Genomic DNA, 11,232 nt, shown 5'->3' on the forward strand with positions numbered 1-11,232 from the left:
AGCAGCCCTATCTGTCTGAAGGAGCGATCGACGATGCCCGAGCTGAGGTCCCGTACAGTCACCCACGGCCGCAACATGGCGGGCGCACGCGCCCTTATGCGCGCCTCCGGTGTACCCGGTGCGGACATCGGCCGGAAGCCGATCATTGCGGTGGCGAACAGCTTCACGGAGTTCGTGCCCGGCCACACCCACCTCCAGCCCGTCGGCCGGATCGTCAGCGAGGCGATCACCGCGGCCGGCGGCATCCCGCGAGAGTTCAACACGATCGCGGTGGACGACGGCATCGCGATGGGCCACGGCGGCATGCTGTACAGCCTGCCCTCCCGCGACCTGATCGCCGACTCGGTCGAGTACATGGTCGAGGCGCACTGCGCCGACGCCCTGATCTGCATCTCCAACTGCGACAAGATCACGCCCGGCATGCTCATGGCGGCACTCCGCCTGAACATCCCGACGGTCTTCGTCTCCGGCGGTCCCATGGAGGCCGGGCGCGCCACGCTGCAGGACGGCACGGTCCGCACGCTGGACCTGATCGACGCGATGGTCGACGCCGCCAACGACAGCATCTCCGACGCGGACGTCCTCAACATCGAGGAGAACGCCTGTCCGACCTGCGGCTCCTGTTCCGGCATGTTCACCGCCAACTCGATGAACTGCCTGACGGAGGCCATCGGCCTCTCCCTCCCCGGCAACGGCTCGGTCCTCGCCACCCACACGGCCCGCAAGGGCCTGTACCAGGACGCGGCCCGCACGGTGATGGACATCACTCGCCGCTACTACGAGCAGGACGACGAGACGGTCCTGCCGCGCAACGTCGCCACCTTCGCGGCCTTCGAGAACGCCATGGCCCTCGACATCGCGATGGGCGGCTCCACCAACACGATCCTGCACCTGCTGGCGGCGGCGCAGGAGGGTGGCGTGCAGTTCGGCCTGGAGGAGATCAACGCGGTCTCGCGCCGGGTGCCGTGCCTCGCGAAGGTCGCCCCGAACGTCGCGAAGAACCGCACGTACTACATGGAGGACGTGCACCGCGCGGGCGGAATCCCGGCCCTGCTGGGCGAGTTGCACCGCGCGGGCCTGCTGAACGAGGACGTCCACTCCGTCCACAGCCCGTCCCTCGCGGACTGGCTGAAGACGTGGGACGTGCGCGGCGGCTCCCCGTCCCCGGAGGCCGTGGAACTGTGGCACGCGGCTCCTGGATGTGTGAGGTCGGCTGAGGCCTTCTCCCAGTCGGAACGCTGGGAGGCGCTGGACGAGGACGCGGCCGAGGGCTGCATCCGCTCCGCCGAGCACGCGTACTCCAAGGACGGCGGCCTCGCGGTCCTCAAGGGCAACCTGGCCGTCGACGGCTGCGTGGTGAAGACGGCAGGCGTGGATGAATCCATCTGGACGTTCGAGGGCCCGGCGGTCGTCTGCGAGTCGCAGGAAGAGGCCGTCGAGAAGATCCTCAACAAACAGGTGACGCACGGCGACGTCGTCGTCATCCGCTACGAGGGCCCCAAGGGCGGCCCCGGCATGCAGGAGATGCTCTACCCGACGTCCTTCCTCAAGGGCCGCGGCCTCGGCAAGACCTGCGCCCTGATCACCGACGGCCGCTTCTCCGGCGGCACTTCAGGCCTCTCCATCGGCCACGCGTCCCCCGAAGCGGCGTCCGGCGGCACCATCGCCCTCGTCGAGAACGGCGACCGCATCCGCATCGACATCCCGAACCGCTCCATCGAACTCCTCGTCGACGACGCCGAGTTGGCCCGCCGCGAGGCCGCGCTGAACGGGCGGTACGCCCCGAAGCAGCGCGAGCGGAAGGTGTCGGCGGCGCTGCGCGCGTACGCGGCGATGGCCACCAGCGCGGACCGCGGAGCGGTGCGGGACGTCAGCAAGCTGGGCTGAGAGTCCCTGAGGGGGCCCTGGGGGCCTGAGGGGCGGGGCCGCAACTCCGGTGGCCCTGTGGTTCGTTCGGCCTTGGGCCGTCCCTTTCCTGAGGGGCGGCCCTTTTGCCTGCCTGTGCTACCAGGCGCCTGGGGTACGGGAGTCGACGGCGAAGACCGTGCCGTCGGGGGCGGCGGCGTAGACGTGGTTGTTCGCTACGACGGGTTCGGGCAGCGTGGCGACCACCTGCCCGGAGTTCGCGCCGAGCCGTGCGGCCGTCTGCCCGACGAGCTGCCCCGTGCCCTCGTCCACCGCCAGGAGGCGTCCGTCCGGGGCGGTGACGTACACGTGCTTGTCGTCGACGACCGGCACGGAGCCGCGGCTCACGGACGTCTCAAGATGCCACAGCCGCTTGTGGGCGTCCGTGTCGATTGCCTCCAGCGAACCACCGGTGGCCAGTACGTACACGACGTTCCCGCGCATGGCGGCCACGGCGTCCTGGCGCGGGACGGGCAGCACCACGCGGCTCGACGTCCTGGTCCCGGGGGAGTAGCGGACGATGGCCTTCGTGTCGCCGGAACTCCAGTCGGTGGAGAGGAAGAACACCGATGCGCCTTGAACGCCGACGGGCTTCAGCATCCCCTGCACCCGTGCCTTCCACCGCACGTCACCCGTGTCCGGATCGATCGCGGTGACCTGGGTGTTCGACCCGTCGTCGGACGGTCTCGTCGCGTACGCCAACGGACTCCCGGCGATCGAGGCGAACGAGGAGACGCCAGGGATCGGGCGACTCCACTTCGTCTTGCCCGACGCGGCGTCGACGCCCTTGACCGTGCCGTCCGCCCAGGTGAGCAGGGCCATGCCGCCGACGTAACTCACGGAGTCGCTCCCGGGCAGGGTCCGCTGCCAGACCCTCGCGCCCGAGGACGGATCGAGCGCCTCAAGAAGCCGGCCCCCGCCAATGTTCGGATGCACGAGCCCGTCGGCGACGACCGGTGCGCCACCGGGTCTCTCCTCGGCGACGGAATGCCGCCACAGCAGGGTGCCGTCGGCCGGTGCGAGAGCGTAGACCACTCCTGGCTGAGCACACAGCAACTCGCCCGCGCCGTAGGCGCATTGGGGCACACCCCCGGCCTTCGCCGCAGGCTTCACGGCCCAGGCCTTGGACGCCGTCGGCGAGGTCCGCGCGCCGGTGGTGCTCTTCGGCGCGGGATCCGCGCCTCCGGCCAGTTGGACCGAGGCGAGGACACCACAGGCGACCAGCACCGCGGTCCCGGCCGCCAGAATCGCCAACCGGCGCCGTCGGGGCTTGGGTTCGGGCTTCTGCACCGGGTCGGGCTGGGGCGCCGGTGCACCACCGGTCCGCTGCTCCGGTATGAACGCCTGTGTGTCGTACGAGGCCGCCACGGACCGCAGCTCCCGCATCAACTCGTCGGGTGTGGGCCGGTCTTCGGGCTCCTTGGCGAGGCAACGCAGCACGAGCGGCGCCAGGTCGTCCGGCACCTCGGCCAAGTCCGGCTCGTCGTGCACCACTTGGTACGCCACGACGTACGGGCTGTCCGAGTCGAACGGCCCACGCCCGGTCGCCGCGTGCACCATCAGGGACCCGAGCGCGAAGATGTCCGCGGCGGGGCCGACCTCCCTGGGCCGCCGGAACTGCTCGGGCGCCATGAAGGGTGGAGTCCCGATCAACTTGCCGGTCTCGGTGCGCAGTTCGCTGTCCTTTGGCCGAGAAATACCGAAGTCGATGACCTTCGGCCCGTCCTCGGCGAGCAGCACATTGCTCGGCTTGAGATCTCTGTGTACGACGCCGACCCGATGGATGTCGCGGAGCGCCTCGGCCAGTCCGGCCATCAGCTGGCGCAACTGGGCCGGAGCCATGGGCCCGTTCCGCTTCACATGCTCGGACAGGGTCGGCCCGGGAATGAACAGCGTCGCCATCCAAGGTCGTTGAGCCTCGGGATCGGCATCGACAACCGGCGCGGTGAAGGCCCCGCTCACCCTCCGGGCGGCGGCCACCTCCTGCCGGAACCGCCCCCTGAACTCGGGGTCCTGGGCGAACTCCGCGTGGACGACCTTCACGGCGACCTTCATCCCGGAGGTGCTCTGCGCCAGATGCACCACGCCCATGCCGCCGGAGCCCAGGCAGGACTCCAGGCGGTAGTGACCGGCGTACTCGGGAAGTTCCGCTTCCGCGCCCGCTCCGGTGTTGCGCTGTGGCGCCATGGAACCACCCCCGTGCTGATCGTTCGCGCGCGCGACGCACGGAGCCTAGTCCATGACACGTACGGGACAGAGGCGACTTGCCCGCCTCCCCGTGTGAGTTGCGCACATGTGTTTCATGGCGTGTTTTAGGGGAATCAACGGGACCCCATGGCAGTCATGGGGTGCAACGGGGGAGGTTTTTCATGTCTGTTGACCGCGCTCAAGAGGCCGAGGGCAGCGAGGCCGAGGCTGTCGCGACGGCAGCGGCCGTGCACTACTACACGACCGCCGACGTCCGCCTCAACATCCGCAGCGGCCCGGGAACGAGCTACAGCATCGTCGGCAGCCTGCCCGGGGGGTCGCGGGTGCCGATCTACTGCCAGACACCAGGCACGACGGTCACCGGCACCTACGGGACGTCGAACATCTGGGACAACATCAGCAGCGGCGAGTTCATCTCGGACGCCTACGTGAACACCGGCAGCGACGGCTACGTGGCCTCCCGCTGCTCCTGAACCCACGTCACCGACCCAAAGGACACGCATGTCATCCCGTAGACGCAGATCCGTCTTACTCGCCGGCGCGGCCGGAGCCCTGCTCATGGTGATGGGTTCACCGGCTCAGGCCAACGCGGCCGCGGCAGTGACGTACTACTCGACCGCACCCGGTATCAGCGTCAACGTCCGCAGCGGCCCCGGGACCGGCTACACCATCGTCCGCGTCCTGCCCGCCGGCTCGAAGGTCCCGATCTACTGCCAGACACCGGGCACAACCGTCTCCGGCTACTACGGCACGTCGAGCATCTGGGACAACATCGACGACGGCGAGTACGTCTCGGACACCTACGTGAACACCGGCAGCGACGGCTACTTCCGCCCGCGCTGCGCCTGAGCCCCCAACGGGAGCCCGCGCTGACCTCCGGAGCCATAATCGTCCCGTGAACGACGAGACGACCGGCACCCAGGACACCTCCGCGGGCTCCCCAGGCGAAGGCAGGGCCACAGGCCCCCGCCCCGAACCCCTCCGCTTCTTCGGCACCACCTGGGTGAACCACGACAACGGCTACACCGCACGCCGCGTCGCCACGGCCGTCGGCTCACTCGCCGCCGCGGTCGCCGCCTGCCTGGTCCTCCGCTTCGCCTACCAGGGCATCCAGATCGCGGACGTGGGCAGCTTCGTCACCCTCCTCGTCATCGTGATGTTCGCGATCTGCAGCGCCCTCGCCTTCGGTCACACCTGGGAAACCTTCAGAAAACGCCCCGACCCCGACCGCCAGGCCTCCCTCCGCGGCCTCCTGGGCATCGGCTTCGTAGGCTCCCTCCTCGCCTACTTCTTCCGCTCCCTGGTGGAGGCCCCCGGCGAGAAACTCCAGCGCCAGGAGTACGAGGCGGCACTGGCCCAGCACGAGAAGCGCACGTCCCGCCGCACCCGTAACCCGTCGAAGAGGCGGCGGGGCGCCTGACGCGGAAGGCCACGGGTTCCGGGCACGCGCAAGGCTTCGGGCACGGGCAGGTCTCCGGGCACGCGGAACTCTCTGGCTGGGCGAGAGCCGGTCGTACGGCAGCGCGCGACTCCGCGGGTCACGGCGGTTGCCTGTTTCATTTCTCACCAAAAACCACCTGCACCCTGCACCCACCCAGGTAACGATGGCCGTATGACCACCTCCGCGAATCCCCCCTCACCCGCCACCCGAGCCCACTCCTTCAACGCGGCCGCAGCCCAGTACGCCGAGAACCGCCCCTCCTACCCACCCGCCCTCTTCGACGCCATCGAGGACCTCGCCGGCCACCCCCTCACCGGCGCCCGCGTCGCAGACGTCGGCGCGGGCACCGGCATCGCGACAGCCCTGCTGCACGCCCGCGGCGCCGAGGTGATCGCGATCGAACCCGGCGACGGCATGGCGGCCCAGTTCCGCCGGACCCTCCCCGACGTCCCGATCGTCCGGGGCAACGGCAACGCCCTCCCCCTCACCGACCACTCCGTCGACTTCCTCACCTACGCCCAGGCCTGGCACTGGACCGACACCACCCGCTCGGTCCCGGAGGCGCTCCGCGTACTGCGCCCGGGCGGCGCACTCGCCCTGTGGTGGAACACCGGCGCTGTCGACGTGCCGTGGATCGCGGAGCAGTCGGAACGCATCAGGATCCACTTCGGCATCGACCGCATCGTGGAGCAGAACGGCAGCGGTGTGCGTGCCGCGCTGGCCGACCCCACCGGCCGCCTCGACTTCGCCCACCGCAGGGTCCGCTGGAGCCGCCACGTCCCGATCGACACACACCTGGCCAACATCGGCAGCCACTCGGCCTTCCTCGTCCACGACAAGACGAGCACGAACACCTTCCTGACCGAGGAGCGGGACCACCTACGAACCGTCTTCCCGGACGAACTGGTGGAAGAGACCTACGTCGTGGAACTCGTCGTAGCCCTCACACCATGACCCCCTGACACCCATTCCGTCACCCGTCCGGCGCCCACCGAGTCACCCCGCCAGCCTTGATGCCTCAGGGGCGCGGGGCTGTACCGATATGCGGCTCCGCCGCGAGGGCGAGCCCAGCCCTCACCCGCACCCTTCACCCTGCGAGCCTTGATGCCCCAGGGGCGCGGGGAACTGCGCGACAAGCCCCCACCCACCCACTGGACGACACCTCAAGCCGCTTGACGGCCTCGCCCCACCCACCCACTGGACGACACCTCAAGCCGCTTGACGGCCTCGCCCCGCGCAGCCACCGGACGACACCCCGCCCTGCTTGACCGCCTCGTCCCGCACACCCACCGGACGACACCCCGCCCCGCTTGACGGCCCCGTCCCGCGCGAGCATTATTCATCACATGATGAATTACCTCCCCGGCCCGTCCGCATCACCGGCCACCCCACCCGGCGCGGACCGCGAACCCGCCGTCCAAGCCGAGGCCCTCACCGTCGTCCGCGGCCCCCGCACCGTCCTCCGCACCCTCGACTTCACCGTCCCCCGAGGTCAGATCACCGGCCTCCTCGGCCCCTCCGGCTGCGGCAAGTCGACGCTCATGCGCTCGATCGTCGGCACCCAGGCCAAGGTCACCGGCACCCTGAACGTCCTCGGCCACCCCGCAGGACACCCCACCCTCCGCACCCGTATCGGCTACGTCACCCAAGCCCCCTCCGTCTACGACGACTTGACGGTCCGTCAGAACCTCGACTACTTCGCCGCGATCCTCGACCCCGGCCGCGCCGCGGCCACCCGCCGCCACGACGACGTCACCCGCGCCATCACCGACGTCGACCTCACCACCCATGCCGACTCCCTCGCCGGCAACCTCTCCGGCGGACAGCGCAGCCGCGTCTCCCTGGCCGTGGCACTCCTCGGCACCCCGGAACTCCTCGTCCTCGACGAACCCACCGTCGGCCTGGACCCCGTGCTCCGCCGCGACCTCTGGGCCCTCTTCCACGACATCGCCGCCTCCCGCGGCGCCACCCTCCTCATCTCCTCCCACGTCATGGACGAGGCCGAGCGCTGCCACCGCCTCCTCCTCATGCGCGAGGGGGAGATCCTCGCCGACGACACCCCGGACGCCCTCCGCACCAGCACCGGCTCCGACACAGTCGAAGCCGCCTTCCTGCACCTGGTCGACGAGGCCGTAGCCACCGCCCGCCAGAAGGAGACGACCCGATGAGCACGAACACGGCCACGAACACGACCGCCGCGACGACTGGCGCCCTCACACCCGCCAGGCCCCGCGCCCTCAGCGCGTCCCGCACCACTGCCACCGCCGCCCGGGTCCTCCGCCAGCTCCGCCACGACCCCCGCACGATCGCGCTGCTGATCCTCATCCCATGCGTGATGCTCGTCCTGCTGCGCTACGTCTTCGACGCCAGCCCGCGCACCTTCGACAGCATCGGCGCCTCACTCCTCGGCATCTTCCCCCTCATCACGATGTTCCTGGTCACGTCCATCGCCACCCTGCGCGAACGCACCTCCGGCACCCTCGAACGCCTCCTCGCCATGCCCCTCGGCAAGGGCGACCTGATCGCCGGTTACGCCCTGGCCTTCGGCATCCTCGCGATCATCCAGTCCGCCCTCGCGACGGGCCTCGCCGTCTGGTTCCTGGGCCTCGACGTGACCGGCAGCCCCTGGCTCCTCCTCCTGGTCGCCCTCCTCGACGCCCTGCTCGGCACCGCCCTCGGCCTCTTCGTCTCGGCCTTCGCGGCCTCCGAGTTCCAGGCCGTCCAGTTCATGCCGGCGGTGATCTTCCCCCAGCTCCTCCTCTGCGGCCTCTTCACTCCCCGCTCCGACATGCACCCCGTCCTGGAGGCGATCTCCGACGTCCTGCCCATGTCGTACGCCGTCGACGGCATGAACGAGGTCCTCAAGCACACCGACATGACCGCCACCTTCGTCCGCGACGCACTGATCGTGGCCGGCTGCGCGCTGCTGGTGCTGTGCCTGGGCGCGGCCACCCTGAGAAGGCGTACGGCATAGAGGTGTACGGAGGTCTTGTTCCGCCAGCCGGACAGCCACCGCTCCTCGCCACGGCCGGTGCGAGGATGGGCCCATGAGTCAGAAAGTCGCAGTCCTCGGCACCGGCAAGATCGGTGAGGCCCTGCTCAGCGGAATGATCCGAGCGGGCTGGGCCCCGGCCGACCTGCTGGTCACCGCCCGCCGCCCCGAGCGTGCCGAGGAGCTCCGCGCCCGCCACGGAGTCACCCCGGTCACCAACCCGGAGGCAGCGAAGACCGCCGACACCCTGATCCTCACGGTCAAGCCGCAGGACATGGGCACCCTCCTCGACGAACTCGCCCCGCACCTCCCCGCCGACCGCCTGATCATCAGCGGCGCGGCGGGCATCCCCACCTCCTTCTTCGAGGAGCGCCTGGCCGCAGGCACCCCCGTCGTCCGTGTCATGACGAACACCCCCGCCCTCGTCGACGAGGCCATGTCCGTCATCTCCGCCGGCAGCCACGCCACCGAGGCCCATCTCGCGCACGCCGACGAGATCTTCGGCGCCGTGGGCAAGACGCTCCGCGTCCCCGAGTCCCAGCAGGACGCCTGCACCGCCCTCTCCGGCTCCGGCCCGGCGTACTTCTTCTACCTGGTCGAAGCCATGACGGACGCCGGCATCCTGCTCGGCCTGCCGCGCGACAAGGCCCACGACCTCATCGTCCAGTCCGCGATCGGCGCCGCCGTCATGCTCCGCGACAGCGGCGAGCACCCGGTGAAGCTCCGCGAGAACGTCACCTCGCCCGCCGGCACGACGATCAACGCCATCCGCGAACTGGAGAACCACGGCGTACGCGCCGCACTCATCGCCGCCCTGGAGGCCGCCCGCGACCGCAGCCGCGAACTGGCCTCCGGAAACAGCTGACCGGCTAACCGCTCACGCGGCTACGCAGGCAGAAGCCCGATGGCTCGATAGGCGCTGTCGACCATCGGCTTCGCCATCTCTCTCGCCTTCTCCGCCCCATCCCGCAACACCCCTTCCACATAACCGGGATCCGCGCACAACTCCTTGTGCCTCTCCTGCACGGGCCTGAGCAGCTCGACAACGGCCTCCGCCGTGTCCTTCTTCAAAGTGCCGTACGACTCATATACACCGCTCAGGTCCTCGGGGTTCCCACCACCGCAAGCGGCCAGGATCTCCAGCAGATTGGCCACCCCCGGCCGCGCCTCCCGGTCGTAGACGACCTCCGTGCCACTGTCGGTCACGGCCCGCATGACCTTCTTCCGTACGGCCTCCGGCTCGTCCAGCAGATAGACGATGCCCGGCCCGGAGTCGTCCGACTTCCCCATCTTCGAAGTCGGCTCCTGCAGGTTCATCACCCGGGCCGCCACCCCCGGCCGAGTCGCCCGAGGGACGACAAACGTGTGCCCGTACCGCTGGTTGAACCGCACCGCCAGATCCCGGGTCAGTTCCACATGCTGCGTCTGGTCGTCTCCGACCGGCACCTCGTCCGTCCCGTACGCCAGGATGTCCGCCGCCATCAGCACGGGATACGTCAGCAACGACAGCCGCACACTCCCGCCCCGCTCCCGCTCGCGCGCGGCCTTCTCCTTGTACTGGACCATCCGCCGCATCTCACCATCGGTGGCCACACACTCCATGACGTACGACAGCCGCGCGTGCTCGTCCACATGACTCTGTACGAACACGGTGCACAGCTCGGGATCCAGCCCTGCCGCCAGCAACAGCGTGGCCGCCTGCCGACTGAGCCTGCGCACCCGCGCCGGATCGTGGTCCACGGTCAGCGCGTGCAGATCGACCACACAGAACAGCGCGTCGCTCTGCCGCTGATCCACGTCGACCCACCGCCGGATGGCGCCCAGGTAGTTCCCCAGCGTCAGATGCCCGGTCGGCTTGACCCCGCTGAAGACCCGCGTCATCTCTCCACCTCCTGATAGAGACCGCCGCACTCGGCCGGCCGACCCTCTGGAGGGAGAAACGCGAACGGCCGCCGATGCGGCGGCCGTTGAGTACATACGTGTGTACGGCCGCCGTCAGGCGGCCCACCACTGCTGGGTGCACGTATGCGTAGTCACGTCACCCAGCGTACGCCTCCACAGTGCTCTCCGGAGCGGAGTTGACACGCCTCTACCGCGTACGTAGTGTTCTCCGAGTTGTCCGACGTGAGAGCCGACTCCGGTCGGTCCCCGGACAGCCATTCCGCAAGTACCTACAAGCAATCGACGATCCGTCGTCGCGTTGTATTGCCATGCGTATTTGCGAAATGAGGAATCCGCGTTCGAAAGGACGCACCCCCGATTCGCTCGGGACTCAGGAATCCGCTAAAGTCTCACTCGTCGGAACGGCCCAAGGGCTGGGAAGGCAAGCCCCGCTGACTGGGAGTCAGGCCCGAAAGGATCTGATAGAGTCGGAACCGCCGGAAAGGGAAACGCGGAAGCGGAAACCTGGAAAGCACCGAGGAAATCGGAACCGGAAACGGTCTGATAGAGTCGGAAACGCAAGACCGAAGGGAAGCCCGGAGGAAAGCCCGAGAGGGTGAGTACAAAGGAAGCGTCCGTTCCTTGAGAACTCAACAGCGTGCCAAAAATCAACGCCAGATATGTTGATACCCCGTCTCCAAACATCATCTGATGTCTGGGGCGTGGTTCCTTTGAAGAAAACATACAGCGAGGACGCTGTGAACGGTCGGGCTTATTCCGCCCGACGGTTCCGCTCTCGTGTGTG

Annotated in this window: 10 protein-coding genes; 8 read left to right on the forward strand and 2 right to left on the reverse strand. The window is 69.1% G+C overall.

Features of this window, described 5'->3' with window-relative positions; genetic code table 11:
* Positions 1-33: 33 nt before the first annotated feature.
* Positions 34-1,887 (forward strand): dihydroxy-acid dehydratase, encoded by a 1,854-nt coding sequence (ilvD, locus tag ACGFY9_RS04215; RefSeq protein WP_393751699.1) that lies wholly within the window; start codon positions 34-36, stop codon positions 1,885-1,887.
* A gap of 117 nt (positions 1,888-2,004) precedes the next feature.
* Here the strand turns inward: ilvD and ACGFY9_RS04220 are convergent, their stop codons facing one another.
* Positions 2,005-4,092 (reverse strand): PQQ-binding-like beta-propeller repeat protein, encoded by a 2,088-nt coding sequence (locus ACGFY9_RS04220; protein ID WP_393751701.1) that lies wholly within the window; start codon positions 4,090-4,092, stop codon positions 2,005-2,007.
* 182 nt (positions 4,093-4,274) lie between these two features.
* Here ACGFY9_RS04220 and ACGFY9_RS04225 point away from each other — a divergent pair, with 182 nt between their 5' ends.
* The 7 genes from ACGFY9_RS04225 to proC all read left to right on the forward strand — a co-directional run bounded on the left by ACGFY9_RS04225 (position 4,275) and on the right by proC (position 9,411).
* Complete coding sequence (locus tag ACGFY9_RS04225) at positions 4,275-4,586, forward strand: SH3 domain-containing protein (RefSeq protein WP_393751703.1); 312 nt, start codon at positions 4,275-4,277, stop codon at positions 4,584-4,586.
* 28 nt (positions 4,587-4,614) lie between these two features.
* Positions 4,615-4,962, forward strand: a complete 348-nt coding sequence (locus tag ACGFY9_RS04230; protein ID WP_393751705.1) for an SH3 domain-containing protein — start codon at positions 4,615-4,617, stop codon at positions 4,960-4,962.
* A 46-nt stretch (positions 4,963-5,008) separates the two neighbouring features.
* A complete protein-coding gene (locus ACGFY9_RS04235; RefSeq protein WP_393751707.1) occupies positions 5,009-5,533 on the forward strand; it encodes an EamA/RhaT family transporter in 525 nt (174 codons plus the stop codon).
* 192 nt (positions 5,534-5,725) lie between these two features.
* Positions 5,726-6,508 (forward strand): class I SAM-dependent methyltransferase, encoded by a 783-nt coding sequence (locus tag ACGFY9_RS04240; protein ID WP_393751709.1) that lies wholly within the window; start codon positions 5,726-5,728, stop codon positions 6,506-6,508.
* 392 nt (positions 6,509-6,900) lie between these two features.
* Positions 6,901-7,722, forward strand: coding sequence for an ABC transporter ATP-binding protein (locus ACGFY9_RS04245; protein ID WP_393751711.1), 822 nt, complete (start codon positions 6,901-6,903; stop codon positions 7,720-7,722).
* Positions 7,719-8,528, forward strand: coding sequence for an ABC transporter permease (locus tag ACGFY9_RS04250; RefSeq protein ID WP_393751713.1), 810 nt, complete (start codon positions 7,719-7,721; stop codon positions 8,526-8,528). The genes ACGFY9_RS04245 and ACGFY9_RS04250 overlap by 4 nt, the downstream gene beginning before the upstream one ends.
* A gap of 73 nt (positions 8,529-8,601) precedes the next feature.
* Entirely contained in the window at positions 8,602-9,411 is an 810-nt protein-coding gene (gene proC, locus ACGFY9_RS04255) for a pyrroline-5-carboxylate reductase (protein WP_393751715.1), read from the forward strand.
* Between the two features lie 20 nt (positions 9,412-9,431).
* Here the strand turns inward: proC and trpS are convergent, their stop codons facing one another.
* Positions 9,432-10,427 (reverse strand): tryptophan--tRNA ligase, encoded by a 996-nt coding sequence (gene trpS, locus ACGFY9_RS04260; RefSeq protein WP_393751717.1) that lies wholly within the window; start codon positions 10,425-10,427, stop codon positions 9,432-9,434.
* Positions 10,428-11,232: the final 805 nt, after the last annotated feature.

It is taken from the genome of Streptomyces sp. NPDC048504 (assembly GCF_043200035.1).
GTDB lineage: Bacteria > Actinomycetota > Actinomycetes > Streptomycetales > Streptomycetaceae > Streptomyces.

What these genes read in the sequence shown, in the direction of transcription:
- trpS (WP_393751717.1), bottom strand. Translation starts at nt 10,427, where the DNA reads ATGACGCGGGTCTTCAGCGGGGTCAAGCCGACCGGGCATCTGACGCTG.
- ACGFY9_RS04245 (WP_393751711.1), top strand. Translation starts at nt 6,901, where the DNA reads ATGATGAATTACCTCCCCGGCCCGTCCGCATCACCGGCCACCCCACCC.
- ilvD (WP_393751699.1), top strand. Translation starts at nt 34, where the DNA reads ATGCCCGAGCTGAGGTCCCGTACAGTCACCCACGGCCGCAACATGGCG.
- proC (WP_393751715.1), top strand. Translation starts at nt 8,602, where the DNA reads ATGAGTCAGAAAGTCGCAGTCCTCGGCACCGGCAAGATCGGTGAGGCC.
- ACGFY9_RS04225 (WP_393751703.1), top strand. Translation starts at nt 4,275, where the DNA reads ATGTCTGTTGACCGCGCTCAAGAGGCCGAGGGCAGCGAGGCCGAGGCT.
- ACGFY9_RS04220 (WP_393751701.1), bottom strand. Translation starts at nt 4,092, where the DNA reads ATGGCGCCACAGCGCAACACCGGAGCGGGCGCGGAAGCGGAACTTCCC.
- ACGFY9_RS04230 (WP_393751705.1), top strand. Translation starts at nt 4,615, where the DNA reads ATGTCATCCCGTAGACGCAGATCCGTCTTACTCGCCGGCGCGGCCGGA.
- ACGFY9_RS04250 (WP_393751713.1), top strand. Translation starts at nt 7,719, where the DNA reads ATGAGCACGAACACGGCCACGAACACGACCGCCGCGACGACTGGCGCC.
- ACGFY9_RS04240 (WP_393751709.1), top strand. Translation starts at nt 5,726, where the DNA reads ATGACCACCTCCGCGAATCCCCCCTCACCCGCCACCCGAGCCCACTCC.